The sequence below is a fragment of the Bordetella sp. H567 genome, from assembly GCF_001704295.1.
In the GTDB taxonomy this organism is placed as follows: Bacteria; Pseudomonadota; Gammaproteobacteria; order Burkholderiales; family Burkholderiaceae_B; genus Bordetella_C.
This window is the reverse complement of sequence record NZ_CP012334.1, coordinates 536,314-562,129: the sequence shown is the minus strand read 5'-3', so window position 1 is coordinate 562,129 and position 25,816 is coordinate 536,314. Positions and strand designations below refer to the sequence as shown.

Below are 25,816 nucleotides of genomic sequence, written 5' to 3'. Positions count from 1 at the left end.
TCATCTGACAGCAAATCTCGGTGCGACCTTGTATTGAGTATGACCGCCATTACTGCTCTCCAGAACTCGATTGTCCCTCCCGCACACGCCGGAAGATTTCGAATGCCAGGTGCTCGTGTGCAGCCGAACGAAAAGCCTTGTCGGTCATGATGCGCGAGAAGATTTCCTCGTTGCCTTCCATGCGGTCGATGAACAATTCGTCTAGAGCGCGTTCGAGATAGGAGGAAAAATCTCCCAGATTGTTAGCGCGAGCTGCCTCGACGATCTGTTCGTTGCCCTCCGCCGTGGCGCGGATCTGGTCGAAGAACAACTGGTCGGCTTCATTGAAGTCGGTGCCGAAGCGTTCGTTGAGTTTGTCCACCAGGCTCGACAGCGTCACCGGCTCCTCGGCGACACGCAAGGTGCCCACGTCAGTTGGTCCTTTCAACATGTCCGCATAACCTATGCTCAGTTCGATGGAGCCTTCGGTCATCTGCTGCAGCCGGAAGTAGCGCAAAGCCACCTCATCATCCAGCGCGAATCCCTGCCCGTCACCCGGAGGGGGCAGCTTGGCGATCAGGTTGCGCACGAAAGCGTACAGCTTTTCAAGCTCGCTGTCCTGATAGGGAATGATCTGCGAGAGAAAGGCATACAGATTCCGGTAAGCGGTGAGCTGCCCGCGAAACTCCTCCTGCTCGTGTTCCCCGCGCTCGCCGAAACGATGCACCACCACATCCAGCAAGGCATTCATCACACGATGGTCGCTGGCCGAGTGCTCACGCTTGGGCCGATACCAAACCTCAGCAAAGGCATCCACATCGGCAGGCGCGAAGATGGCCCATTCCAGCAGTTTGTGCTGCAACTCGGAGAGACGGTGCGGGTCTGCATTGTTCCCGATGGGTGTTGCTTCGTAGTAGGGCTTGAACGCCTTGTAAATATCGTCTTCCTCGTTGGCGAAATCCAGCACAAAGGTGCGTGCCTTGCCCGGCGCCATGCGGTTGAGGCGGGAGAGGGTCTGCACCGCCTGCACACCGGCCAGCTTCTTCACTACATACATGGTCTGCAACAGTGGTTGATCGAAGCCGGTCTGGTATTTCTCGGCGACTAGCAGCACGCGGTAGTCGTCACGCTCGAAGGTCTCGGGCAGCTCGCTTTCAGCCAGCCCGTCATTCATGGACACTTCGGTCCAGGATGCGTCAGGGTTTTCCGGGTCTTCAACGGTGCCTGAAAAGGCCACCAGCGAACGGATGCCTGTGTAACCATTGGCCTTGATGTAATGGTCGAATGCCAGCTTGTACTTGACGGCGGCCAGCCGCGAACCGGTAACCACCATGGCCTTGGCGCGCCCGCCCAACTCGTGCATCACGTAGAGCCGAAAGTGCTCCACGATCACGGACACCACCTGCTCGATGTTGACAGGGTGCAACTCCAGATAACGGGTCAGCGCCTTGGCGGCCTTCTTGCGCGGCACTTTCGGGTCATTCTCCACCTGCTTGATGAGGCCAAAGAAGCGCTTGTAGGTCGTGTAATTTTGCAGCACGTCCATGATGAAGCCTTCTTCGATCGCCTGCCGCATGGTGTACTCGTGGAAGGGGGATGTGCCTGATGGTCCCGGCTCGTCAAACAGCACCTTGGTCTTAAACTTCGGCGTGGCGGTAAAGGCGAAGAACGACAGGTTCGGCTGACGCGCGCGCTTGAGCGCATCGCGCAACAGCGCTGCTCTGGCCTCGGCGGACAGATCGTCATCCTCCTCATCTGACATCTGCGCGGCAATCGCGGCCTCGATACCGTCCCTGTTCAGCATTCCTCGCAAGGCAGTCGCTGTCTCGCCGCTTTGCGAGGAGTGCGCCTCGTCCACAATCACGGCGAAGCGCTTGCCCGCAGTGTCGATCTTCACGCCCGCACCCTTGCCCTCAAGCGTGGAGAGCGCCTGCGAGATGAATGGGAACTTCTGGAGCGTGGTGATGATGATCGGTGTGCCTTGCGCCAGGGCATGCACCAGTTGCTGGGTGTCTTCGTCGATCTTCTCAACCACCCCGGTTTTATGCTCGAACTGATAGATGGTGTTCTGCAACTGCTGGTCGAGCACGCGCCGGTCGGTGACCACCACCACCGAATGGAATACCTTTTGGTCATTGGCATCGTGCAGGCTGGCCAACCGGTGCGCCAGCCAGGCGATGGAGTTGGATTTGCCCGAGCCTGCCGAATGCTGCACGAGATAGTTGCACCCCGCGCCGTTCGCGCGCGCATGCCCCAACAGTTTGCGTACCGCATCGAGTTGGTGGTAACGCGGGAAGACCATCGTTTCCTTGCGAATGGTGCGTGCGCCCTTGTCTGTCTTTACCTGCCGCTCCTTCACTTCCAGGTGCATGAAGCGCTGCAGGATGTCCAGCAAGCTATCAGCTTGCAATACCTCATCCCACAGATAATGGGTTTTCCAGTTGCCCTCGAGGGGTGGATTGCCCGCACCGTGGTTATTGCCCCGGTTGAAAGGCAGAAATACGGTCGCCTTGCCCTTCAGGCGTGTGGTCATCCACACCTCATCCGGATCTACTGCGAAATGCACTAGGGCACGTTTCTTGAAGGCGAACAGCAGGTCGCGTTCATCGCGCGCCTCGCAGTACTGGAGCACTGCATCTGCCGCACGTTGGCCGGTCAGCGGGTTCTTTAACTCCGCCGTAGTAATCGGCAGGCCGTTGAGGCTTAACGTCACGTCGATGATGCAGCGGCGGTTCTTGCCCTCGGCGTTCTTCATCACCGAGGTGAAGGCCACCTGCCGGGTGATAGCAAGCCGATTGGCGGCATACAGGGCTGCGGCTTCGGGGTTCATACCCGAATTGGGACGGAAATACGCCAGCCGGAAGGTCTTGCCATAGCACTTGAAGCCGTGGCGCAGCACATGCAGCGTGCCCTTGATCTCCAGTTCCTTGGCGAGACTGTCCAGCGTCGTGGCTTTAGTCTTGGCACCGAGCAAGGTTTCAAGCTGCGTCCATTTCGTGGGTTGGCTATCTTTCAGAAAGCCGATCACGTCGTCGGGAAACAGCGCCAGTGATTCGTCGTAAGCGGTGGGCGAGCGTTTGACGTAGCCGCCGACACCGATCAGTCCGGCTTCGATGGCGTTTTCAAAGTCCCTTTCGGTATGGCTAGACATAGCTCAAATCTCCTGCACAGAAGTATTTTGCAGTGCCGCCAGTGACAACCCGTTTACTTCATCAAAATTGTAATACCGAATTGATGGATCGGCTTTGAGCTGCGAGTTGACATCCAAATATGCACCAGGGTTGTCGTTATCAGCAAATACAAACTTACGCAAACGGATCTTGCGTTTATCACCGGTGTAATGCTCGATAGTACGTTTGAGGCTGGTTACCCAGCACACCCCCGCCCTGAGTTGCGGAACGATTTTATCGGCGGTGAGACTCTTGGATTTAAACTCTATACAGTCCGCATGAAATGCGCGACTGTTAACATAGAAAATGACAAAGTCGCAGCGCTTAGACCATGGTTTCGAGGTGTCGTCGAGAAAATGAAAAAGAGCAGGTTTAATTTTTTTCTTGGCCGTTTCGAAATCATCGTGATCCAGTTTGAATGCCATTCCTACTCCAGGAAGCAACAGTTCAACCTTTCGCTCCTGTGGCTTGATGTCTTCAGGGCGAAAGTACTTCTCCGTCAAAATAACCTTGCCACCGTCTCCATGGTGCATAACGTAATCTCTATTTACGTATGCTTTAAGATGCTCAAAGTATGTGCTCGCCGCCAGTGTCATTGCAGATCCGTGATTTTCCCGGTGACAGCTGCAGTAACGATGGAGGCGCGATATCCTGATAGTTGTTCAGATGATTTATGTATCTGAAGCACGACCTCATCCAGCTTGCTCTTTTCCGCAGCAATCGTGGCAATAATCGCTTTCTGCTCCTCAATTGGTGGCAGAGCCATGCGAATAGATTTCACGTCCCCGAGTCCTATGGTGCCAATTGTTGATCCATTGGTTAATCGCAATAATTCTCCAGTCATTCCGTAGATCGTAAATAGTAAGTATTCTGGTATAACGCGATCTTTGTGGCACAACCATGCGATGATGTGCTGAGATACAGCCATCGGCCGCGTCGTAATGGCGCTTTCGCCAATGGTGGCATCACGGGTAAAAACTACTGCTCTAGCAGGAAGCAGCCGGGCGGACGAATTTGCGAGGCCTAGTTCATTTATCTTGAATGTGGTGTCAGAAATGTAATCTGCTTCTCGCAATATGGCCGTGTCATTAAGAGACACCCATGGTATCTCGCAGCCTTCCCAATAGGCGTCGATTTTCTTGTCGGGTGTATGTCCGCTCTCTAGCTTGGCAACCCTTTTGACGGGTAGCACCTCCCAATGCGCCGGAATATCGCCAAGCCAGTCGATACCAGAGGGCTTCATAGGGGCATCGGGATTCAAGCCCTTGGTGACGGCGCGGTTGATGAGGGCTTGGCGCTTTTCGGCCAATCGGTCCAGAAGCGCGCGCTTCTTTTCGATCAGTCCGTCGATTTGGGCGGTCTTTTCATCCAGGAACTTGGCGATACTACGCTGAGTGTCAATTGGTGGAATTGTAATGACAGCGTTCTTCATCGGATATTGACCGAGGCCATACCGAGTGACACCATTCGCGCCCAACTTAAATTGGTCGTTCAAAGGTTCGGACCGGCAAAGCCACGCTAGGAATCCGCCATCCAGCTCTGGCCCCGGCTCAAGCACGGAAAGGTGATACCCACAAAGTACATTAGGCATGTCTTCGGATACCAAGGCGGGGATGCCAATATCATTCCATCCCTCACTATCCTTGGTAAGAAGGACTTGCCCACCCTTCAAACTGAACTTCGCTATCTCTGCGGGACTAGCCGAGCCCTGCATGAAATCCATTTCAGGCGTGATGCGGTCGTTGTAGTAAACATCGGTGTAGTTGCAAAGAAAAACCGGTTCTTCACCATCGGCAATTACTTTATCTACATTGCTATTTTTGACATCGGTGAAAAACTTCAGCTTTTTTAGTCGCCATCCTTTCGGCATGCGCCCATAAGCCTGCTTTACCTTCTCTGGAACGGTCGTCATGCTTTGTCTCCAGATTTGTTTGATGAGCGCTTACTTGCTGCCGGTTTAACCGATTTCAAGCTGTCCGCACAGTTACGCAAATCCTCCAAGTACCGCGCCTCTGCCACCCGCTCGGCTTCAAGCCTCCGCCTCTCGGCGAAGGCGTCGTATTGCCCTTCAGCCCAGCCCAGCGCCTGCTGGCGACCAACTTTGCCAGCACCAACCAGCACTGGCAGTTCGGTATCGCGCAGGAACTTGTCGAGAAAGCCATCCCAGTCGGCGAGGCGGATGTCCTGTCGGCGCATGGCGCGAAATTCGGCCTGGTCCAGGAACATCACGGTGATGCGGTTTAGGGTGTCGATTTCCTGTGCATCCAAGTAATTCTTGGCTGTGCCTACGTCCTGTTTGAGCACATGGCTGCCCTTCCAGGTGTTGACGCCCATGTTGGGCTTGGAGGCATCGGCACGCTTGCGGATGATTTCCGCCGCCGTCAGGCCAGTCGCGGCGTAGTGCATCTTGTTCTGCATGGTCGCGAAGAAGAGTTGGGTGGCTTGGTCACCTTCACGGTAGTCCACCGCCATCTTGAAGATTTCGCGGATGCGTTGATAGACCCGAGCCTCGCTGGCGCGGATTTCGCGAATGCGGGCCAGCAGCTCATCGAAGTGATCCACCGGGCTGGTATTGCCCTTGAGTCGTTCGTCATCCAGCACAAAGCCCTTGGTCAGGTACTCGCTCAGGCGCGCGGTAGCCCACTGACGGAACTCGGTACCGCGTGCGGAGCGGACGCGGTAACCGACGGCAAGAATGGCTTCCAGCCGGTAGTGCTTGGTGCTGCGGGAGACGGTTCGTCCGCCCTCCTGGCGAACTTGTAAGTACGGCTTACACGTTGCTGCCTCTTCTAGTTCGCCTTCGGCGTAGATGGCCTTGAGGTGTTGAGTGATGTTCTGGGGCGTAGTCTGGTAAAGCTCGGCAATCTGGGCCTGGGTCAGCCAGACGGATTCACCGGCCAGCAGCACGCGGATTCCTCCCGCATCCCCCCCAGCCGGGTAGATCAGCAATTCACCTTGCGCGGCATGAACGATGTCCTTCTTGCTCATGCCAGCAGTCCTTTGAGCAAATCGGCGATCTCGCCTTCCAGTTGCCGGATATCGGCCTCGATTTCTGGCAAGGGGCGCGGCGGCTTGTAGACGTAGAAATGCCGGTTGATCGGAATTTCGTAACCGACCTTGGTCTTGTCGTAATCGACCCAGGCATCGGCCACGTGGGGCAGCACTTCCTTCGCCATGTAGGCGTCAATCACGTCGCGAAAAGCCTTGATTAGCCGGTCATTGGGCTTGTCCGGGCCAAAGTCCATTGGTAACGGGAGTACGGTACCTGCGGGTAGCGGAATGTTCTCGGTGTCGCGCAGTTCGCTGTCCGGCTCCGGCCTGCCCTTGGGATCACGGCAGATCTCAGCCTCCGGGTCGCGCTCGCCCAGCGCGGCGAAGATGGCCTTCTTGATGGGGCCCGCCAGTTTCACCCCAACGGCATTGGCGGCCCTGTCCAGATCGGCTTCGAACGCCTTGCGATCCCTGTAGAGGCCTTTGGCCTCCAGCCCAGCCAGCAGGTTGCGGATGGCGTCTTGCTGTTCACGGCCTTCCTCAATCTCGCGTGCTGCAGCTTTGTCGTCCTTGCGCTTCTTGGAGGTCGCCAGGTTGGCGAAGGCGGATTGCTCGTCCAGCCTGGCGATGCGCTCGGCGCTAGCCTCGACGTTCATGCGCAAGGGGCGCTCCACCGTCACCTTGAGAAAGCCGAACTCACGGTTCTCGAAGATCCGGGAGACAACACGGGTTTCTTTCTCGCCGGTCTTCTGGTCGATCACGACCTCTGCCGTCTCGCCATCTCGGAAATTGCCGTAGAGGCGAGTCAGTTCGCGTATCTGATCTTCGGTGATTTCGTGGCGCTTGTTGTTGAGACTTTTCTTCATGCGCTGGCAAAAGCGCATGCCGTCAATCAACTGTACCTTGCCGCGTCGCTCAGGCGCCTTGCGATTGGTGACCAGCCAGATGTAGGTGTAGATGCCGGTGTTATAGAAAAGCTGGTCGGGCAATGCGACGATGGCATCGAGCCAATCGTTTTCGATGATCCAGCGGCGAATGTTGGATGGCCCCGATCCTGCATCGCCAGAGAACAGTGGCGAGCCGTTGAAGACGATGGCAATCTTGGAGCCGACGGCGTTTTCATCCCCGGCCGTGTAGAGATGCATCTTAGCGATCATGTGCTGCAGGAACAGCAGCGAACCGTCGTTGATCGCCGGCAGCCCGGCACCGAAACGACCGGAGAAGCCCATTTCCTTGTGTTCGCGTTCAACGACGGTCTTCTGGTCCTTCCATTCCACCCCGAACGGTGGATTGGCCAGCATGTAGTGGAATTTTTCACCCTCGAAGCCATCACGGGTTTTGCCGTCGCCCAGGGTGTCGCCCAACACAATGCTGCTGGTGTCCTCGTCCTTGATCAGCATGTCCGAACAGCAGATGGCCCAGGATTCGTCGTTGTACTCTTGCCCGAACAGGGCCAGGTTGGCCTGGCTGTTCTGGTCGAGGATGAACTTTTCCGATTCCGACAGCATGCCGCCGGTACCGCAAGCGGGATCGTAGATGGTGCGGAAAATGCCCGGTGTGTAAACGTCTTTCTCGCCCGTATAAACGAGATTCGCCATCAGGCGAATGACTTCACGCGGCGTGAAGTGATCGCCCGCTTCTTCGTTGGCTTGTTCGTTGAAGCGCATCACCAGATGCTCGAACAAGTAGCCCATTTGCAAGTTGTCGATGTGGTCAGGGTGCAGGTCCACGTCGGCCATCGCCTTGACGATGGTGAACAGTCGATTGCTTGCGTCGAGCTTTTCGATCTGGTCGGTGAACTTGAACCGCTCGAAGATGGTTCTCGCCGTAGGGGAAAAGCCGTTGATGTAGGAGACGAGGTTCGGCGCAATATTCTCCGAGTCGCCCAGCAGCAGCTCGAAGGTGAATGGACTGGTGTTGTAGAGCGGATGATCGCGCTGGGGGTCCGCTGCACGGCCAAGCAAGCGCTCCATCGCACTTTCCGGCATGTTCTGCGCCGTCAGCTTTTTGTATTGTTTGAGTACTTTGTCTTTGGTTGGCTCTAGCACGCAATCCAGGCGGCGCAACACCACCATCGGCAACATGACCAGACGATATTGGGGTGGGCGGTAAGGGCCGCGAAGTCGGTTAGCGATCTCCCAGATGGTGCTTTTCAGTGCTTCGTGTGTGTGGACGTTCATCAAAAATCTTCTTGTTCCAAATGCGTAAGTTCGCCAGTACTGGTCGTGGCGGTATTAGCGAAGTGTTTTCTTTGCAAGCTCAAGCCGGCCAGTACAACCGCTTCAGCGGCACGATTCGTTTGGTTTCGGCGTCGGTGGCGTCGTAGTGCTCGATCAGCGCGCGGACTACATGATCCAGCGTCCACATTGCCAGAGGAATGGATGCCCGATCTGCTTCGTACTGGGCATCCTTGGAGAAGCCGCCGGTGCTGACATATAGCCCGCGATCATCCTTGTGGCGGCCGCCGAGGAAGCTGCGGATTTCCTGGCTGCCCATCTGCCCCTTGCGGTGCTTGACCTCTACGACGATGCGCGGGTGTTCGAAGCCAAATCCGTCCGGCGAGGCAACGATATCTTTGCCCCGATCCGAGCCAGGCGGCGAAACCTGTGTCTTGTAGCCCATAGCGCGCAGGATTCCGGCGACCAGTTGCTGCATGTCGTCCCAGTCGAGTTCGTTGACCCGATCCTTGATGCGCTCCAGCGCCTGGGATTCGATATCGGCCAGCGGGTCGGCGATGACTTCCTCGGCTTCGTCTTCCACGACTGGAACCGGTTTACCCTTCAGCGCCGCCAACACTTCGCCTGCCGCGCTGGACGGAACCTCGAAGAGGGTCAGGGTCGAACCCAGACTGTTCTTTGTGCTGGTGCCCAAGCTGTCGCGTGGCAATTCCTGCACTTGCCACTGCACCTTGCGCGCCAATGGCATGCCTTGTTCAGCCCACTCTTGGTGATGCTCGGCCGGGCCAGTGACCTTGCCAATTGAGTACACGCGATTGGCTGGCGAGTAGGTGACGATCCAATCACCATCCTGGATGTCGTTGACGAAGCGCCAGACCTGGGATGCGCCCGATACCACCGTGCCTTGTTTTGCCTGGGGCTCGGCGGATCGGTATAGGGCGATCAACTGCTTGCGCCCGACACCGGGTTTGGCATGGGCCGCCAATTGATTCCAGCCCACGGCAGCCACGCCGCGTTCTCGAAAGGCGTCATACAGGCTGCCGCCTTCGCCGCGCACCATCCACATCCGTGCCATCGCATTCCCTCTCGTATTCATAGCCATCAATCCAGCACAACCAGAAATTCAGTCGCCAGTGCGGTCGGCTGAACATCTCGAACATTGCGCTGCAGCGAAACCAGGCCGTAATCCGCCATCATTTTCAGAGTGCGTGACAGGTTCGGCACCTTGCGGCCGCTGAGTTCGGCCAATTCGGTCAGAGACTTGGGTTGTTTGTCATGGATCAACCGCAGCAGGCGGCGGTTGTCGTCCGACAGCACGGCTGCCAGCGACGCCAGGGATGGGAACAAGATGCTAGGAACTTCGCCCCCTCGCGAAGGAGGCGAACTATCCGGCTGTCGAACACCCACAATGCAGCGTTTCATGCATCTAAGCCCAAAGACACGTTGACTTACAATGATATCAATCTCTGATAAACACTGCTGGACGCACGGAAAAACCCTGACGCGATCCCACGAAAAAATGGGGTAATTTCAATAAAAGTTACCCTAATATCCTAAAGTGATTACCCCATTTTCAGCGGTCCGTACTCGGCAAAGGCAAACGGCAAGGGAACGGCACTCAAGGGAGAACGGCCCTATCCTGAAAAGGAAAAGGCCGCCCCCTGCTCACTCGCTCTGCAACACTCGGCCAAATCGTCCCTATGCCGTGCCACTGTCCTCCGCCGTACTCAGATAGTCCGCCCAGTCCTGCAACAGCGTCCTTCTCTGATCCAACAGCAGCGCCTTGTTGTACGTCGCCCGCACCTTGTTGCTTTCCACGTGGGCAAGCTGCCGTTCAATTGCATCAGGCCGGTATCCGCTCTCATTGGCCCAGGTCGAAAAGGTCGTCCGCCAGCAGTGCGGCGTCGTACCCCGCCCCAGGTTCATGTCACGCATCGCGTAGGTGAGCCGGTTGGGCGTGGTGAAGCCCTTGCCGCTCCGGTGTGGGAACAGATAACTGCCACCGCCCGTGATGCACTGCAAATCCTTCAACGCGGCAATGGCCTGTGCAGACAACGGGCTGACATGGTCGCGCCGCGCTTTCATCTTCGCCGCAGGCCGACGCCACAGAGCATCCTCAAAGTCGAACTCATCCCACTCGGCATCCGCCGCTTCCCTGGACGGCAGGCGGTCAGCGCAATCAACCGCAGGCACAACGCCGTTTCTGGATAGCCCCGGTAGCCGCGCAGGGCCTGACAGAACTTCTGGATCTGCTCGCGCGTCATCGCCGCCTTGCTCTCGCTGAACGGCACGCGCAACAGCCCGCGAAGACTGGGAATTGGATTGGCCTCTACCAGGCCACGCACCACTGCGAACTCAAAGATCGCCGCCAGATCGCCTTTGACGTGAATGGCTGCCCAAGCACCGTGGGCCTTGCACTCTTCCAGCAGCGGACGAATCTGTTTAACGCCAATGTCGCTCATCGGCATCCCGTCGAATTTGGGCGACAGATATTTCCTGATACGGGACTCTTTCGTACGGTAGGAACTGAGCGCAAAGACAGACTTGATCTCGGCCAGGTACGCCTGCGCCACCTTGGCAAACGAGCTTTCACGAGCGCGCTTACGCTCCTCCAGTGCTTCCAGGTTGCGCTGCTTGACCTGCTGCCGATCATGGGCGGGATGGATACCATGCTTAACCAAGGCACGCGCTTTCTCTCGGGCCGCACGCGCCTCCGCAAGGCTTACTTGAGGAAAGCCGCCAATGGCAAAGAGGTTCTCCTTGCCTTGCAGGCGGTACTTCCACCGCCAGAGCTTGCCGCCGGTGGACTTGACCAGCAGGAACAGGCCCCCGCCGTCCGAAAGCTTCCAGTCTCGATCAGTCGGTTTGGCCGCCTTGACCTTGGCATCGGTGAGTAGATTCTCGGGCATCGTTGGACTCCACTGCGGGGAAAAGTACCCACACGGTTGAACACGAGTACCCCCAACGCTACCCCCGAATTTTCTGGACCTCGATGAACAATAGGAACGCTCAGCAGACCGTATTGTTTCTGCAACCCATTAATTTAGAACGGATAAACCAATCCACCAAGCGCTACTGAGCGCCACCGAGATCCAGCAAAAATCGTCAGACGTTGAACAGGAAGTTCATCACATCCCCATCCTGCACGACGTACTCCTTCCCTTCCGCGCGCATCTTGCCGGCTTCCTTCGCACCCTGCTCGCCCTTGCAGGCGATGAAGTCCTCATAGGAAATCGTCTGTGCCCGAATGAAGCCGCGCTCGAAGTCGGTATGGATAACGCCCGCCGCCTGCGGCGCGGTTGCCCCGATCGGAATCGTCCACGCCCGCACTTCCTTCACGCCCGCGGTGAAGTACGTTTGCAAGCCCAACAGCTTGAACGCCGCGCGGATCAGCCGGTTCAGACCCGGCTCTTCCATCCCCATATCGGCCAGGAACGCCGATCGATCTTCTTCCGGAAGATCGACGATTTCCGACTCGATCGCCGCGCAGATCGCCACGACCGGCGCATTGCGTGCGTTGGCGAATTCGGTCAGTCGATCCAGCAGCGGATTATTGGTGAAGCCGTCGTCATTCACATTGCCCACGTACATCGCCGGCTTGGACGTGATGAAGCACATCGGCGCGATCAGCGCGCGCTCTTCCTGCGTCAGGTCCAGCGCCCGCACCGGCTTGGCTTCGTTCAACTGGGCGATGCACTTTTCCAGGATGGTCACCAGGCGCTGCGCGTCCTTGTCGCCGGAGCGCGCCGTCTTGTTATGGCGATGCAGGGCTTTTTCGGCGGTCTGCAGATCGGCCAGCGCCAATTCGGTTTCGATGACTTCGATGTCGGCGATCGGGTCGACCTTGCCCGCCACGTGGATCACGTTGGGGTTTTCGAAGCAGCGCACGACGTTGACGATGGCATGCGTTTCGCGAATGTGCGACAGGAACTGGTTGCCCAGGCCTTCGCCCTGGCTGGCGCCGGCGACCAGGCCGGCGATGTCCACGAATTCCACCGTGGCCGGCAGGACGCGTTCCGGCGAGACGATCTCCGCCAGCTTCTGCAAACGGGAATCCGGCACTTCCACCACGCCCACGTTGGGCTCGATGGTGCAGAAGGGATAGTTTTCCGCCGGGATGCCGGCCTTCGTCAAGGCGTTGAAGAGAGTCGATTTGCCGACGTTGGGCAGGCCGACGATGCCGCATTGCAAAGCCATGTAAGTCCTTGATTGTCCAGGCACTATCGAGCCCGATGTGGGCGTGCCGGAAGTGCCCCGACCCGCGCCGGAAATGGTGCGGGCAGGTCGTGAATTAGCGACAAAACCGGCCAACCCCGGGGGTTTTGTCCACGAAAGACGTGATTTTAACCGAGGGGCCGGGCACACCCCGGCACTTGTTTCCCCTGCACGGCCCTGGCGCCGGATATCGCAGCCCAAGCATCGGACCCAGCCGGCGCAGGGCTCCAGCCATGCGCCGGCCCCCGCATTACTTCTTGGTCGGGCTCAAAGTCAGCTTCTGCACGCGCCAGTTAAGCAATTCGCCGACATACAGCGTGTTTTCGTTGGGGCAGGCGATTTCGTGGACCCAGCCGAACTGGCCGGCGTTGCGGCCCGAGCTGCCAAGGTAGCCCAACAGCTTGCCGTCCAGGCTCAGCTTGTAGATGCGTCCGGGGTAGGCATCGGAGGTGTACAGCACCTGCTCCTTGCCCGGCACCTTGGGGGTGATACACAAAGTCCAAGGCGCACCGGGAAACATGGTGGCCACGCCGCCCGCCTCGGGGTTGGGCTTGTTGCCGTAGAGCTGTTGGGCATCCGGCGGGGCCGGCACGTCGATGGTGATCGAACGCAGATACTTCCCTTCGGTGTCGAACACCTGGATGCGCCGGTTGCCGCGATCCGCCACGTAGACATGGTCCTCGGCGTCGGTGGCGATGGCATGCAGGGTGTTGAACTGGCCCTGCTCCGAACCAAACGTGCCCCACGACTTCAGCCAACGGCCGTCGGGTCCGATCTTGGCCACCCGCGAATTGATGTAGCCGTCCGAGATATAGGTATTGCCCTTGGAGTCCCAAGCCATGTCGGTGACCTGGCGGAAAGCGCCGTCAACAGCCGGCAGGGGCGGCTTGGGATGTTCCAGCGGATGGGCGTTCTCGTCGCTGGCCTCAGGCTTGCGGCCGATGACCCACACCACCTCGCCTTGTTTATTGAACTTGATGACCACGTCCGAGCCCTTGTCGGCGGCCCAGATATTGCCTTGCGGATCCACGCGCACGTCGTGGGCGAAGGACCAGGCGTAGAGATGCGCGCCGATCTCGCGCACGTACTTGCCGTTTTGATCGAACTCCAGCAATTGGGCCGCCGCCGCGCCATAAGCCGGGCCGATCGTATTGCCACGCTGGAAGACGTAGATATGGCCGGCCTTGTCCAGCGCGACGCCCGATACCTCGCCCAGGTGCTGCCCGGCCGGCATCTTGATGGGGTTGGTCGCCTTGAAGGGGATTTCCTGCGCGTCTGTCGCGGCAAGCGCCAGAGCCGGCCCCAAGGTCAATGCAGCAGTGATCAACAATGTCTTCTGTTTCATGCCGTCTCCTCCTGGACCTTCGCTGTGATGAAGCGCTTGTTCTTTCAGGTATCCGGTTCGTATAGCAGTGACATTCTGACAAGGACCTGTATGAAAAGGCCATCATCCATGCGGCGGCTTCATTTTCCTGCCTGACCCCAGGGTGCTCGCCAAACCCGCGCTCAAATCGATCGGCCTTGCCATGCTGGGCTGGGAATCACTGCCTCACCGGCGCAACGCCGCCTGATGGGCAGGCATTTCTATTGCCCGGTGCATACACACGGGCAAAACTTCCGGTCGCGTGTACGCCCGGTACGAGAAAACCTGGCTTCAACTGTCGGTGCGTCGCGGCGCGCCGCGCCCACCTACCAGTTTGTTTCTCGCTCCGGCGTGGATGAGATCCGGTGGATCGACAGGTCGGCGCCATTGAACTCCGCCTCCGGGCTGACCCGCAGGCCCACGGTCGCGCGGATGATGCCGTAGACGATGAACCCGCCTGCCAGCGCGACCACGACGCCGAACAGCGTGCCGGCGACCTGGGCCAGGAAAGACACCCCGCCGAGCCCGCCCAGGGAATGCAGGCCGAAGATCCCCGCCGCGATGCCGCCCCACGCGCCGCACAGGCCGTGCAGCGGCCACACGCCCAGCACGTCGTCGATGCGCCATTTGTTCTGCACCCGCGTGAACATATAGACAAACAACACGCCGGCGACGGCGCCGGTTGCCAGGGCGCCGATCGGATGCATCAGATCCGATCCCGCACACACCGCCACCAGCCCCGCGAGCGGGCCGTTATACGTGAACCCGGGGTCGTTGCGCCCCACCAGCCACGCGGACAGCGTGCCGCCCGCCATCGCCATCAGCGAATTCATGGCGACCAGGCCGCTGATCTTGTCCAGCGTCTGCGCGCTCATGACATTGAAGCCGAACCAGCCCACCGTCAGCACCCAGGCGCCCAGCGCCAGGAAGGGAATATTGGACGGCGGATGCGCCGCGATGCGGCCATCCTTGTACCGCCCACGCCGCGCGCCCAGCAGCACCACGGCGACCAGGGCCACCCAGCCGCCGAAAGCGTGCACGACTACCGAACCAGCGAAGTCATGGAAAGGCGCGCCGGTGGCGTCCGTCAGCCACTGCTGCAGTCCCAGATGGCCGTTCCAGACGATGCCTTCCAGGAAGGGATACACCAGTCCGACCAGCAGCGCCGTGGCCGCCAGTTGCGGATTGAAGCGCGAGCGCTCGGCGATGCCGCCGGAGATGATCGCCGGAATCGCGGCCGCGAAGGTCAGCAGGAAGAAGAAGCGCACCAACTCGTGGCCGTTCTTCACCGCAAGCGCCTCGGCACCGGTAAAAAACTGCACGCCATAGGCGATCTGATAGCCGACGAAGAAATACGCGATGGTCGACACCGCGAAATCCACCAGGATCTTGACCAGGGCATTGACCTGGTTCTTCTTGCGCACGGTTCCCAGTTCAAGGAAGGCGAAGCCCGCGTGCATCGCGAGCACCATGATCGCCCCAATGAGGATGAACAGGGTATCGGCGGCTGATTTGAACGTATCCATGGCGGTATTCCGGCGTGACGCCGAGGGCGCCTGCCCCCACATCCCGCTCTGGCTGTCTCCGTATTAAAAAACGCGCCACGCACGATACACGAAAACGTCTTACACGCAGCCAAGCGCCGCGGGACCGGGACAAAAGGCCAGCGGCAAGCCAGCGCCTATGTTGCAGCGACGCCACCGCCACGGAACATGGCGTGCCGGGCTATGCAGGCCCGTCCCGGCTTGGGCAAGCCTGCCTTGCCGCGATGACAGCCCGGCGGAAGGACTACACTGCCCGCCATGCCGCATCTCTCCTCTCGTATCGCCGTCATCGGCGGCGGCCCCGCCGGGCTGGCCGCCGCCGAAGTCCTTGCCGCCGCCGGCGTGGGCGTCGACCTCTTCGACGCCATGCCGTCCGTGGGCCGCAAGTTCCTGATGGCCGGCCGCGGCGGGCTCAATCTGACCCATGGCGAACCGCTGGCGGCTTTCCTGTCGCGCTATGGCGACCGGCAAGCCGAGATCGCGCCGCTCGTGCGGGCATTTCCGCCGGATGCGGTGCGCGAGTGGGCGGTGGGCCTGGGCATCGAAACCTTCGTCGGCAGTTCGGGGCGCGTGTTTCCGCGCGAGATGAAAGCCGCGCCCTTGTTGCGCGCCTGGGTGCATCGCCTGCGCGAGAACGGCGTCGTCACGCACGCCCGCCATCGATGGACCGGCTGGGACGACGCCGGCCGCCTGCGCTTCGCCACGCCCGGCGGCGAAAGTACGCACGACGCGGACGCCGTGATCCTGGCATTGGGCGGGGGCAGTTGGGCCAGGCTGGGTTCGGATGGGGCATGGATACCGCTGTTGGCGGGACGCGGCGTGCAGGTCGCGCCCCTGAAGCCGGCAAACTGCGGTTTCGAGATCGCCTGGTCGGACTTCTTTCGGGCCAAGTTCGCCGGCGAGCCGGTCAAGAACGTGGTGGCGAGCTGCGTGAACGTGGTGGCGAGCTGCGTGAACGTGGACGGCACGCCCCTGCGGCGCCGCGGAGAATTCGTGATCAGCGAACCGGGCGTCGAAGGCAGCCTGATCTATGCGCTCTCGACCGCCTTGCGCGGCCAGCTCGAACGCGACGGCCGGGCCGTGCTGACCATCGACCTGCTGCCGGACCGGACAGCCGACCGTGTACTGGCGGACGTCAGCCACCCGCGCGGCGCGCGTTCGCTATCGTCGCACTTGCAAAGCCGCGTCGGCGTCATCGGCGTGAAGGCGGCGCTGTTGCGCGAAGCGTTGTCCAAGGAGGCCATGCTGGACCCCGGCACCCTGGCCCGCACGATCAAGGCCTTGCCACTCGTCCTGACCGCGACGCGCCCCATCGATGAAGCGATCAGCACGGCCGGCGGCGTGCGCTTCGACGCGCTGGACGACAATTCCATGCTGAAGCAGGTGCCCGGCGTTTTCTGCGCCGGCGAGATGCTGGATTGGGAAGCGCCCACGGGCGGCTATCTGCTGACGGCGTGCATCGCCAGCGGGCGTGCCACGGCGCAGGGCGTGTTGCGTTGGCGAGCCCCGCAGGATTAGTCGGGCCCGATCTCCCGGCTCACGAAACGACTTCAGGCGCCCACTTCATGAACGCCAGCACCAGCAGCACCGGTCCGGCGTTGAACAAGGCATGCATCAATATCGACGCCCCTATCCCCCGGCGCGTCCGCATCCAGCTCAATACCAGCCCGGTCAGCCACTGCGGCAGCACCAGCAGCGGCATCAGTCCCAGCGGCGTATGGTTCAGGTAGAAATTGCCCAGATGCATGCCGGCAAAGACGAGTGCCGCGGAATGCAGTATCCAAGGGAAATACCGCACGTAGCGGCGCCGCCAATCCCACTTCCAGGTGCGCCGCGCGTCGCCGCCCTGGCGCTGCGTCCAGGCGATAACAGCCAGCACCGCCACGATCAGCGTCGCCGTGTACGCATTCGGCCCGCGCAGCAGCGGCCAGATCATCAAGGGAACGACCCACAGCGCGTGCACGGGCCGCCGCAGCCCGTAGCGGAATAGCATTTCTTCCACCAGCGGCGCCCAGACGATGGCGGTGAACCAGGGGATCGCGCCCATCTCCAGCTTGTGATGCGCGCCGCCCAGCGTCGCCACGGCCACGGCCAGCGGCCCCAGCGCGAACAAGTTGATCCCCCACAGCATGGCCACCCAGGCCATCAGGCGGCGCAGGGGCACGGGCGGCAGCCAGTCCGCGCGCTGGCCCGTGCCCCGGCGGCGCGGCGAAAGGTGGCGCAGCGTGGGCCGGCGCAGGAAGCGCCAGAAATCCGCGATATCGCCGCGTAGCCGCGGCACGGTGCCGCCTGGGGATGCCCGCATGATCAGCCCTCGTTGCCGCGATGCAGCTGCTGGGTCGCGCGGACGAATTCGCCGTCCAGCAGCGAGGGGATAACGGCGCGGCAGCGGTCGATCACCGCTTCGATGCCGGTCAATTCCTCGCGGCGCGGCTGATGCAGCACGAAATCAGCCACCTGCTGCGCCAGCCCCAGGGCGCGCGGATGGCCGATGCCGATCCGCAGCCGCCAGAAAGCCGGGCTGCCCAATGCGGACTGGATGTCGCGCAAGCCGTTGTGGCCGGCATGGCCGCCGCCCTGCTTGAGCTTGACCTGACCCGGCAGCAGGTCAAGTTCGTCATGCAGCACGAGGATCTGTTCCGGCGCGAACTTGTAGAAGCGCGCCAGCGCGCCCACGGACTGGCCCGACCGGTTCATATACGTCATGGGCTTGAGCAGGACGGCGTTTTCGCCGCCATGCCTGGCCTTGGCGACAAAGCCGTTGAAACCCTTTTCCATCGCGAAGCTGGCGCGCAGGTCGTCGGCGATGTGATCGGCCAGCCAGAAGCCCGCGTTGTGGCGGGTGGTTTCGTATTCCGGACCGGGATTGCCCAGGCCGACGATCAAGCGGATGGGGATGGACATGACTATCTACGATGAAAAAACCCTGCGTATGGTATTCCACACGCAGGGTTCGCAGTACAGCGGCACGGTGCGCCGGACAAGCCGCACCGTGTCAGGTGGCCTTCGTCAGGCCGCCGGCGTGGCTTCGCCGCCTTCCGCCGCGTCGCCGCTGTCTTCCGCGGCACCGCCCTTGACCAGCGCCGAGGCGACCACCGGGTTGGCGTCACCGCGGTGCGCCAGGTAAGTCACGCCCTTGGGCAGCTGGATGTCGGACAGGTGCAGCGAAGCACCGCCGATCAGCTTGGACAGGTCCACTTCGATGAACTGCGGCAGGTCGCCCGGCAGGCAGGCCACTTCGATTTCGTTCAGCACGTGAGTGATGATCGCGCTGCTCAGCTTCACGGCCGGCGAAACTTCGGCATTGATGAAGTGCAGCGGCACCTTGGTGTGCAGCACCTTGCTGGAATCCACACGCTGGAAATCGACGTGCAGGACTTGCTGCTTGTAGGCGTGCCATTGAACGGCGCGCAGCAGCACCTGTTCGCCCTTGCCGCCTTCGATCTGCATGTCCAGGATGGAGGAGTGGAACTCTTCCTTGCGCAGGGCGTGGTAGATCTCGTTGTGGTCGAGCTCGATGTTCAGGGGCTGGCTGCCCGCACCGTAAACGATGGCGGGAACCCGGCCCGCGCGGCGCAGGCGGCGGCTCGCACTCGATCCCTGGACGCTACGCGCAGTGGCGTTGAATTTCATGGATGACTCCAAACAGTGGGACGCGGAGGCGTCCCGGTAAAACACGGCCGCACCATGCGAACCGTGGCTTCGCTTGCGCGCCGCGACCAGCGGGCAAGCGAGAGGGGGAAAACGCGTTCAGTCCGCGAACAGCGAGCTGACCGATTCCGCGTTCGAAATGCGCAATATGGTTTCGCCGAGCAGGCCGGCGCACGACAGCTGGCGGATCTTGCCGACCGAGCGCGCCTGTTCCGACAGCGGGATGGTGTCCGTCACGACCAGTTCGTCCAGTTCCGAGCCCTGGATGCGGTCGACCGCGCCGCCGGACAGCACGGGGTGGGTACAGTAGGCGTAGACCGCGCCGGCGCCGCGTTCCTTCAGGGCCTGGGCCGCCTTGCACAGCGTGCCGGCGGTGTCGACCATGTCATCCATGATGACGCAGGTACGGCCGTCGACTTCGCCGATGATATTCATGACTTCCGACACATTGGCGCGCGGGCGCCGCTTGTCGATGATGGCCAGGTCCGCTTCCAGCTGCTTGGCCAGGGCGCGGGCACGCACCACGCCGCCGATGTCGGGGGACACGACGACCAGGTTGGCGAAATTGCGGCGCCAGATGTCGCCCAGCAGGATGGGGCCGGCGTAGATGTTGTCCACCGGGATATCGAAGAAACCCTGGATCTGGTCCGCATGCAGGTCCATGGTCAGCACGCGGTCCACGCCCGCCACCTGCAGCATGTTCGCCACGACCTTGGCCGAAATGGCCACGCGGGCGGACCGCGGGCGGCGATCCTGCCGCGCGTAGCCGAAATACGGAATCGCGGCGGTGATGCGGCCAGCGGACGCACGGCGCAGCGCATCCACCATGACCATGATTTCCATCAGGTTGTCATTCGTGGGCGCACAGGTCGGCTGCAGCACGAAGACATCCTTGCCGCGGACGTTTTCGTTGATTTCCACCATGACTTCGCCGTCGGAAAACCGACCGACCGTCATCTTGCCCAGCGACATGTCCAAGTGGTTGGCCACATCGACGGCCAGCCGCGTATTCGCGGTGCCGGTGAAAATCATGAAACTGTCTTTTGTCATGATGCAGACACTGTGTGTCGTTTCGAAGGCGAAACAAAAAAAGCTGCTGAACCTGTGCCGGCGAGGCGGGCGTGTTCAACAGCTTTTTCTATAGATATGTTGGGCTGGGGAGGAAGGATTCGAACCTTCGCATGCCGGAATCAAAATCCGGTGCCTTAACCAACTTGGCGACTCCCCACTAGCTTGCAATCCAGTGCCGCAACGGATGCTCGATCAACCCAGGACTCGCCTGCACCAACCGGAACCGCACGGGCGGTTCTTGCACTGCCTGCGACGTATCCGCCATTTTACCGGCGACGCGCATTGTAGCGGCTATTTTCTGCTCCGCCAAAATCGCGGCTTGCATGTCGTGGAATTCGGCGAAGAGACAAGCGCCGGAACCCGACATACGCGCAACGATTCCAGGACTTGCCAGCCATTCAGCGGCCCGGAAAACTTCCGGAAAACGCTTATAGACGACAGGCTCCATGTCATTCCGGCCATACAGGGGCGGGGCTTGCCCACCTTGCATTCGCGCTGTCTTGCCGAAATCAGTCGAAGCGAGAAAGTCCGCTATTTTGATACACGGCGTATCCCTTGTCAAATCAGGATCGCCGTAGACCGCCGGCGTCGGCACGCTGGCGTCCGGCTGTGCCACCAGGTACGCCCGTTCCGGCAGCGGGACGGCGGTGAGGATCTCGCCCACCCCCTCGGCGAAAGCGGACTGGCCGAAAATGAATACCGGCACGTCGGCCCCTAGGGGAAGGGCCAGCCGCATCAGCTCGGCGCGCGACAGCCCGGTATTCCATAGGCGGTTCAATGCGATCAGCGTGCTGGCCGCGTCGCTGGAACCGCCCCCCAGCCCCCCGCCCATGGGAATACGCTTTTCCAGCCCGATCGACGCGCCCTGGCGGGTACCGGTGGCCGTCTGCAGCGCGAGCGCCGCGCGCACGGTCAGGTCGGTGTCCACCGGAACGCCGGGCAATGCGTCCACGCGAACGATGCGGCCATCGGCGCGCGACTCGAAATTCAGGCTGTCGGCCAGGCCTATGAAACGGAAAACCGTCTGCAGCAGGTGATAGCCGTCGGCCCGGCGCCCGACGATATGCAGGAAGAGATTCAGCTTGGCGGGCGCCGGAACGTCGTACAGGTTCACGATTCAGGATGGATTGACGACCAGGCGCAGGAGGATGCGCCGATCCGGCTCGCGCCGTTCCAGTACCAGCACCTGCGGGCCCAGCTCGTCGTAGCGGGACAATCGGGCCTGCCAGCCGCCCTGGTCGAACGCCACGGGACGCTGCGATGGGTCGCGCTCCACGTGGTCCGCCGGCGGGCGCGCGGGCAGGCGCCCGCGCAACCAATCGCGCAGCCCCGATACGGGGATACGGCTGCCTATCGCATCGGCCACGAGTTCGTCGGGATCGCGTGCCTCTTGCCGCGTCCCGTCGGATTTATTTAGCACCGCCATGCCCGGCTGCCCCTCCACGCGGGCCTGCGTGGCGCCCAGCGGGTTGGTCAGGTCCAGGATATAGCGGCGGCCGTCGTCCAGCCAGGAAAAACCGCCCTGCAGCGCGTCCTGCTTGCCGTCGTCCTGGGTGACGGTCAGCGCGAAACGGCCCACCCGGGAAAATTCCCCCGCGCCGCCACTGCCGGCGATACGTCCCGGGGTAACGCAGGCCGTCAACACCAGGCACGCAGCCGCCGCCAGGGCGGCGCGCCAGCGCGCCAGCCTCACAGGCTGACCCCCAGGCGCTTGATGGTGTCGCGCAGCGTCTTGTTGGCGGGGTCCTTGCGCGCGGCCGCCGCGAAGATGGCGCGCGCTTCGTCCTTGCGCCCCTGCATCCACAGGACTTCGCCCAGGTGCGTACCGATTTCGGGCTCGGGGCGGCGCGAATAGGCGCGCTGCAGGAACGTCAAGGCCGCGTTGTTGTCACCCATGCGGTACTTGACCCAGCCCATGCTATCCATGATGTAGGGATCGTCGGGCGCCAGGTCCATCGCCTGCGTGATCAGGTCCAGGGCTTCCTTCAGGCGGATGTTGTGGTCCGCCAGGGTATAGCCCAGCGCGTTGTAGGCATGCGCGTGATCGGGATCGAGCGCGATCACCTGCCGCAGCAGGCGTTCCAGATCGACGATCCTGTCCTGGCGTTCGTACAGCATGGCCAGTTCGTATTTGATCTCGACCGTGTCCGGAATGGCCTTGTCCGCGCCGGACAGCAGCGCCACCGCCTGGTCCGTCCGGTTGGCGTCGCGCAGGATCTGCGCCTTGGTCAGCACGCCCAGCACGCGCTCTTCCTCGTCCTGGGGCTGGGACTGGTCGATCATCTTCAGCGCGGCATCGACATTGCCCTGCTTGGCGCGCAGCGTGGCCTGGCGCATGCGCGCCTGGTAGCGCACGGCCGGATCGTCGATCCTGCCGAGTTCCGCGATCGCGTCGTCGTAGCGTCCCTGGTCTTCCGCGATGCGCGACAGCAGGACGCGCGCGTCGGCGGCGGCACCAGGCGCGTCCGACGTGCCCGGCACCAGTGCACGCTGGCGCTGGTTCTGCACGTCCAGGTACTGTTCCAGGAAGTGGCGCGCGTCGTCCAGGCGGCCTGCCTTGTACGCCAGCTGCGCCTGCATGAACATCAGGTCGAAATCTTCCGGCGAACGGCGCGACATGGCGCGCAGCTCGGCCAAGGCGCCCTCATAGTCACCGCTTTCGGAAAGCTGGCCGGCCAGCATCAGGCGCAGGCGGCGAGCATCGGGATGCTTGGCAATGAAGGCGCGCGCATCGGCGGTCGCCTGCCGGGGATCCACCCTCATGCCGTATTCCAGGACGCGCTGCGCGGCGGCCTCGGATTTCGGATCGGCGCGCAGCGCGGCTTGCGCTTCCTGCAAGGCGCGGGCATTGTCGCCCGCGGCCTGCGCCACGTCGGCCAGGGCCATGTGCGCCGCCGGCAGCTTGCGCACGGCAGGGCTGAGCGCCTGGTCCAGGATGGACAGCGCGGTCTTGCGATCGTTGATGCGGCCCAGCACGGCCAGCGATTGCGAGATGGCGGCGGTCTTGTCCGGCGCGGCGTCGATGCGCTTGCGCAGCGCTTCGGCCAGGCCGTCGGTCTGCCCATTGGCCGCGGCCAGCGCCAATTCGGTGGTGCCGGCTTCCGGATCGCCCGGCGCCAGGCGCGCCCACACCCGCGCGGCGTCCAGGGCACCTTTCAGGTTGCCGCCCGCCAGATAGAATTCCAGCGCACGGCGTGCCACGCGCGGGTCGGCCACGTCCTTGGCCAGGCCGAGCATGGTGGTCGCGGCGGTGCCGTACATCCCGCGCTGCGCGGCGATTTCCGAGGCCAGGATCCGGTACATGATGCTGGAGGTCAGGCGGACGTAAGGCAACTGGCCTTCGCGCAAGCGGATGACATCGGTTTCCTGACGCGGCGCCCGCTGCACGCGCGGCGCGATGGTGTCGGCGGTGTGCCTTTCCGCGGCCTGCGCAGGCGCGGCCTGCAATCCGGCCAGCGCCAGCATCAGCGAGGCGAACCCATATTTGATATGCATATGCGACGACTTCACGCGTCCCGTCCGATAAATGGCACAATCTGTACACGCAACTGATCATCTTACACTGGCTGATGCCTGAACTGCCTGAAGTCGAGACCACGCGGCGGGGAATCGCAACCGTCATGACAGGCCGGCCGCTGGTCAAGCTGGTGGTAAGAGAACCGCGCCTGCGCTGGCCTGTTCCGGCCGACCTTCCCGAGACCCTTTCCGGCCGTACGGTCCTGGAATGCGGACGCCGCGGCAAGTACCTGCTGCTGCGCTTCGACCATGGCACGCAAATCGTGCACCTGGGCATGTCCGGCTCACTGCGCCGCGTGCCGGAGGGCGAAGCGCCGCGGCGCCACGACCACGTTGAATGGATATTCGAACACGCGACTCTGCGCCTGCACGATCCGCGCCGTTTCGGCGCGGTACTCTGGCATCCGGCCGATGCCGGTCCCGTGGAATTCCATCCGCTGCTGGCGCGGCTGGGCATCGAACCTTTTGACGAGCGCTTTGATGGAGCATGGCTGCACCAGCAGTTGCGCGGGCGCGCGGCGCCCGTCAAGCAACTGCTGCTGGCCGGGGAAGCGGTGGTGGGAGTGGGCAATATCTACGCATCGGAAAGCCTGTTTCGCGCCGGCATCCATCCGCGCACGCCTGGGCGCCGGCTGTCGCCGGCCCGCTGCGACCGCCTGGCCCAGGCCATCCGGCAGACGCTGGCGGACGCGCTGGCTTCCGGCGGCAGCACGCTGCGCGACTACGTGGGCGCGGGCGGCGAGCCGGGCAGCTATTTCACCATCCACGCGGCCGTCTACGAGCGTGCGGGGCAGCCCTGCCGCGTCTGCGGGACCGCGATCCGCCGCATCGTGCAGGGCCAGCGCGCCACGTACTACTGCGTCAAGTGCCAGCGCGCCTAGGGCGCGCGCTCAATGGCAGGCCTGTGCAATGGATGTGCAGGGCCTGGCCATCGCCATCGCCATCGCCATCGCCTGCGCGCTCGCCATCAAGCCGGCCGGCGCCTTGACCCTCGCCCTGGCTCCTGCCCTGGCCTACGCCGACGCCTGCGCCAACGCCACATCACCGCTGAAATATCAACGCTGCGCGTAGGAATCGACGATCAACGCACGCAGCCACTGGTTGCCGCCATCGCGTTGGAAGCGCGCGTGCCAGTAAAGATTGCTTTGCAGGGCCGGCACGCGTACCGGCGGCGTCAGCACGCGCAGCCCGAAGCGCTCGGCCGCGCTGTCGGCAAGCTTGCTCGGCACCGTGGCCAGCAGGTCCGTCACGCTGACGATGTAAGGCACGGCCGCGAAATGCGGCACGCTGAAGTGGGATGCCAGCACCAGCCCGGCTCTTTCCAGCGCCTGGTTCACCTGACCGTAGGGCGCGGCATGGGATACCACCAGATGGCGCTCGGCGCGAAAGGCCTTCAGACCCATTCCTTCGTGCGCGGTGGGATGGCCGTGGCGAAAGAGGGTGGCATAGCCCTGGCGGAACAGCATGCGCTGCAACAGGCCCCCACCCAGCCCCTGAAAGGCGCCCAAAGCCATGTCGACCTGCCCCGCGTCCAGCTCGCGCTGCAGTTCCGGTCCCTGCAGCCGCACCGATTCGACCCGTACGCCGGGCGCCTCGCGCGCGCAGCGTTCCATCAGCCCCGGCATGAAGTGGATCTCGCCCACGTCGGTCATCGCCACGCGGAACCGGCGCGTACTGGTCGCCGGGTCGAATCGGGGCGGTGCTTCCAGCGCATGCGCCAGCATGCCCAGCGCTTCGGCCACCGCGCCGGCCAGGTGCTGTGCGTAGGGCGTGGGCAGCATGCCTTGCGGCGTCCGCACGAACAGCACATCGTCGAAGGTCGCGCGCAGCCGCCGCAAGGCGTTGCTGGCCGCCGGCTGCGTGATGCCCAGGCGCCGCGCAACGGCGGAAAGATTGCGCTCTTCCACCAGGTACTGGAAGAGGACCAGGAGATTCAAGTCGAGCGCGCGCAGGTCGGGCATGGGGATATCGCCGTATAGAGGATGAGGATGCCGTGATGCGTCGGCCAGGGCGCCGCCGGCAGTGATGAGACGCGCGCCCTCCCATTATTCATCAAATTTATGGGCGGTATTTTTCCATTCATCTAGCGTCGCACTGCCGCCTCGGGGAAAATCGCCCTACGACGGGCCGCGGCCGCCG

The 25,816-nt window shown here is 62.0% G+C and carries 22 protein-coding genes, 1 tRNA gene and 1 pseudogene; 3 read left to right on the top strand and 21 right to left on the bottom strand.

What is annotated here, in order from left to right:
- Window positions 1-49: 49 nt before the first annotated feature.
- The 12 genes from AKI39_RS02485 to AKI39_RS02440 all read right to left on the bottom strand — a co-directional run bounded on the left by AKI39_RS02485 (window position 50) and on the right by AKI39_RS02440 (window position 15,421).
- On the bottom strand, window positions 50-3,130 hold the full coding sequence (locus AKI39_RS02485; protein ID WP_066632116.1) for a type I restriction endonuclease subunit R: 3,081 nt from the start codon (window positions 3,128-3,130) through the stop codon (window positions 50-52).
- 3 nt (window positions 3,131-3,133) lie between these two features.
- Window positions 3,134-3,745, bottom strand: coding sequence for a hypothetical protein (locus AKI39_RS24795; protein WP_076879651.1), 612 nt, complete (start codon window positions 3,743-3,745; stop codon window positions 3,134-3,136).
- Window positions 3,742-5,061 carry a restriction endonuclease subunit S gene (locus tag AKI39_RS02480; protein WP_145925176.1) on the bottom strand — a complete coding sequence of 440 codons (1,320 nt, stop codon included), beginning with the start codon at window positions 5,059-5,061 and terminating at the stop codon, window positions 3,742-3,744. Before AKI39_RS02480 ends, AKI39_RS24795 begins: the two co-directional genes overlap by 4 nt.
- Window positions 5,058-6,137: a virulence RhuM family protein gene (locus AKI39_RS02475; RefSeq protein WP_066632114.1), complete on the bottom strand. Its 1,080-nt coding sequence runs from the start codon at window positions 6,135-6,137 to the stop codon at window positions 5,058-5,060. Before AKI39_RS02475 ends, AKI39_RS02480 begins: the two co-directional genes overlap by 4 nt.
- A complete protein-coding gene (locus AKI39_RS02470) occupies window positions 6,134-8,320 on the bottom strand; it encodes a type I restriction-modification system subunit M (protein ID WP_066632113.1) in 2,187 nt (728 codons plus the stop codon). The genes AKI39_RS02475 and AKI39_RS02470 overlap by 4 nt, the downstream gene beginning before the upstream one ends.
- 79 nt (window positions 8,321-8,399) lie before the next feature.
- The gene (locus tag AKI39_RS02465) at window positions 8,400-9,392 is read right to left on the bottom strand and encodes a restriction endonuclease (RefSeq protein ID WP_066632112.1); all 993 of its coding nucleotides are present in this window, start codon (window positions 9,390-9,392) and stop codon (window positions 8,400-8,402) included.
- 26 nt (window positions 9,393-9,418) lie between these two features.
- A complete protein-coding gene (locus AKI39_RS25855; RefSeq protein WP_235610728.1) occupies window positions 9,419-9,664 on the bottom strand; it encodes an HVO_A0114 family putative DNA-binding protein in 246 nt (81 codons plus the stop codon).
- Window positions 9,665-10,015: 351 nt separating this feature from the next.
- Window positions 10,016-10,510, bottom strand: coding sequence for a tyrosine-type recombinase/integrase (locus tag AKI39_RS25955; RefSeq protein ID WP_235610727.1), 495 nt, complete (start codon window positions 10,508-10,510; stop codon window positions 10,016-10,018).
- Complete coding sequence (locus tag AKI39_RS25950) at window positions 10,399-11,226, bottom strand: tyrosine-type recombinase/integrase (RefSeq protein WP_235610726.1); 828 nt, start codon at window positions 11,224-11,226, stop codon at window positions 10,399-10,401. Before AKI39_RS25950 ends, AKI39_RS25955 begins: the two co-directional genes overlap by 112 nt.
- A gap of 196 nt (window positions 11,227-11,422) precedes the next feature.
- Window positions 11,423-12,514, bottom strand: coding sequence for a redox-regulated ATPase YchF (ychF, locus tag AKI39_RS02450; RefSeq protein WP_066632107.1), 1,092 nt, complete (start codon window positions 12,512-12,514; stop codon window positions 11,423-11,425).
- Between the two features lie 268 nt (window positions 12,515-12,782).
- Entirely contained in the window at window positions 12,783-13,877 is a 1,095-nt protein-coding gene (locus AKI39_RS02445; protein ID WP_066632106.1) for a peptidyl-alpha-hydroxyglycine alpha-amidating lyase family protein, read from the bottom strand.
- A 344-nt stretch (window positions 13,878-14,221) separates the two neighbouring features.
- Window positions 14,222-15,421 carry an ammonium transporter gene (locus AKI39_RS02440; RefSeq protein ID WP_066632104.1) on the bottom strand — a complete coding sequence of 400 codons (1,200 nt, stop codon included), beginning with the start codon at window positions 15,419-15,421 and terminating at the stop codon, window positions 14,222-14,224.
- Between the two features lie 276 nt (window positions 15,422-15,697).
- On the opposite strand from AKI39_RS02440, the gene AKI39_RS02435 reads away from it, so the two are divergent.
- On the top strand, window positions 15,698-16,957 hold the full coding sequence (locus AKI39_RS02435; RefSeq protein ID WP_066632102.1) for a TIGR03862 family flavoprotein: 1,260 nt from the start codon (window positions 15,698-15,700) through the stop codon (window positions 16,955-16,957).
- A 19-nt stretch (window positions 16,958-16,976) separates the two neighbouring features.
- Here AKI39_RS02435 and AKI39_RS02430 read toward each other — a convergent pair whose 3' ends face one another.
- From AKI39_RS02430 to AKI39_RS02395, 8 genes and pseudogenes are all read right to left on the bottom strand, one after another.
- Window positions 16,977-17,744, bottom strand: coding sequence for a CPBP family glutamic-type intramembrane protease (locus tag AKI39_RS02430; RefSeq protein WP_066632100.1), 768 nt, complete (start codon window positions 17,742-17,744; stop codon window positions 16,977-16,979).
- Window positions 17,745-17,746: 2 nt separating this feature from the next.
- A complete protein-coding gene (gene pth / locus AKI39_RS02425; RefSeq protein ID WP_066632098.1) occupies window positions 17,747-18,343 on the bottom strand; it encodes an aminoacyl-tRNA hydrolase in 597 nt (198 codons plus the stop codon).
- 105 nt (window positions 18,344-18,448) lie between these two features.
- Complete coding sequence (locus AKI39_RS02420; protein WP_066632092.1) at window positions 18,449-19,072, bottom strand: 50S ribosomal protein L25/general stress protein Ctc; 624 nt, start codon at window positions 19,070-19,072, stop codon at window positions 18,449-18,451.
- A gap of 117 nt (window positions 19,073-19,189) precedes the next feature.
- Window positions 19,190-20,140: a ribose-phosphate pyrophosphokinase gene (locus tag AKI39_RS02415; protein ID WP_066632090.1), complete on the bottom strand. Its 951-nt coding sequence runs from the start codon at window positions 20,138-20,140 to the stop codon at window positions 19,190-19,192.
- Window positions 20,141-20,244: 104 nt separating this feature from the next.
- Window positions 20,245-20,318, bottom strand: a tRNA-Gln gene (locus tag AKI39_RS02410).
- Window positions 20,319-21,275, bottom strand: a complete 957-nt coding sequence (gene ispE / locus AKI39_RS02405; protein WP_066632089.1) for a 4-(cytidine 5'-diphospho)-2-C-methyl-D-erythritol kinase — start codon at window positions 21,273-21,275, stop codon at window positions 20,319-20,321. It lies immediately after the preceding tRNA gene.
- Window positions 21,276-21,278: 3 nt separating this feature from the next.
- Window positions 21,279-21,848, bottom strand: coding sequence for a lipoprotein insertase outer membrane protein LolB (gene lolB, locus AKI39_RS02400; protein WP_145925390.1), 570 nt, complete (start codon window positions 21,846-21,848; stop codon window positions 21,279-21,281).
- Between the two features lie 2 nt (window positions 21,849-21,850).
- A pseudogene (locus AKI39_RS02395) lies at window positions 21,851-23,732 on the bottom strand (tetratricopeptide repeat protein).
- On the opposite strand from AKI39_RS02395, the gene mutM reads away from it, so the two are divergent.
- Window positions 23,731-24,558, top strand: a complete 828-nt coding sequence (mutM, locus tag AKI39_RS02390) for a bifunctional DNA-formamidopyrimidine glycosylase/DNA-(apurinic or apyrimidinic site) lyase (RefSeq protein ID WP_066641970.1) — start codon at window positions 23,731-23,733, stop codon at window positions 24,556-24,558. The pseudogene AKI39_RS02395 and the gene mutM overlap by 2 nt on opposite strands.
- Before the next feature lie 28 nt (window positions 24,559-24,586).
- Window positions 24,587-24,748 (top strand): hypothetical protein, encoded by a 162-nt coding sequence (locus AKI39_RS25690; protein WP_158515143.1) that lies wholly within the window; start codon window positions 24,587-24,589, stop codon window positions 24,746-24,748.
- On the opposite strand, the gene AKI39_RS02385 is transcribed toward AKI39_RS25690, so the two are convergent.
- Window positions 24,733-25,638 (bottom strand): LysR family transcriptional regulator, encoded by a 906-nt coding sequence (locus tag AKI39_RS02385; RefSeq protein ID WP_066632088.1) that lies wholly within the window; start codon window positions 25,636-25,638, stop codon window positions 24,733-24,735. The two genes, AKI39_RS25690 and AKI39_RS02385, sit on opposite strands and share 16 nt — an antisense overlap.
- Window positions 25,639-25,816: the final 178 nt, after the last annotated feature.

Coding starts and splice junctions, on each gene's coding strand:
- AKI39_RS02485 (WP_066632116.1), bottom strand. CDS start 3,130: ATGTCTAGCCATACCGAAAGGGACTTTGAAAACGCCATCGAAGCCGGA.
- AKI39_RS24795 (WP_076879651.1), bottom strand. CDS start 3,745: ATGACACTGGCGGCGAGCACATACTTTGAGCATCTTAAAGCATACGTA.
- AKI39_RS02480 (WP_145925176.1), bottom strand. CDS start 5,061: ATGACGACCGTTCCAGAGAAGGTAAAGCAGGCTTATGGGCGCATGCCG.
- AKI39_RS02475 (WP_066632114.1), bottom strand. CDS start 6,137: ATGAGCAAGAAGGACATCGTTCATGCCGCGCAAGGTGAATTGCTGATC.
- AKI39_RS02470 (WP_066632113.1), bottom strand. CDS start 8,320: ATGAACGTCCACACACACGAAGCACTGAAAAGCACCATCTGGGAGATC.
- AKI39_RS02465 (WP_066632112.1), bottom strand. CDS start 9,392: ATGGCACGGATGTGGATGGTGCGCGGCGAAGGCGGCAGCCTGTATGAC.
- AKI39_RS25950 (WP_235610726.1), bottom strand. CDS start 11,226: ATGCCCGAGAATCTACTCACCGATGCCAAGGTCAAGGCGGCCAAACCG.
- ychF (WP_066632107.1), bottom strand. CDS start 12,514: ATGGCTTTGCAATGCGGCATCGTCGGCCTGCCCAACGTCGGCAAATCG.
- AKI39_RS02445 (WP_066632106.1), bottom strand. CDS start 13,877: ATGAAACAGAAGACATTGTTGATCACTGCTGCATTGACCTTGGGGCCG.
- AKI39_RS02440 (WP_066632104.1), bottom strand. CDS start 15,421: ATGGATACGTTCAAATCAGCCGCCGATACCCTGTTCATCCTCATTGGG.
- AKI39_RS02435 (WP_066632102.1), top strand. CDS start 15,698: ATGCCGCATCTCTCCTCTCGTATCGCCGTCATCGGCGGCGGCCCCGCC.
- AKI39_RS02430 (WP_066632100.1), bottom strand. CDS start 17,744: ATGCGGGCATCCCCAGGCGGCACCGTGCCGCGGCTACGCGGCGATATC.
- pth (WP_066632098.1), bottom strand. CDS start 18,343: ATGTCCATCCCCATCCGCTTGATCGTCGGCCTGGGCAATCCCGGTCCG.
- AKI39_RS02420 (WP_066632092.1), bottom strand. CDS start 19,072: ATGAAATTCAACGCCACTGCGCGTAGCGTCCAGGGATCGAGTGCGAGC.
- AKI39_RS02415 (WP_066632090.1), bottom strand. CDS start 20,140: ATGACAAAAGACAGTTTCATGATTTTCACCGGCACCGCGAATACGCGG.
- mutM (WP_066641970.1), top strand. CDS start 23,731: ATGCCTGAACTGCCTGAAGTCGAGACCACGCGGCGGGGAATCGCAACC.
- AKI39_RS25690 (WP_158515143.1), top strand. CDS start 24,587: ATGGATGTGCAGGGCCTGGCCATCGCCATCGCCATCGCCATCGCCTGC.
- AKI39_RS02385 (WP_066632088.1), bottom strand. CDS start 25,638: ATGCCCGACCTGCGCGCGCTCGACTTGAATCTCCTGGTCCTCTTCCAG.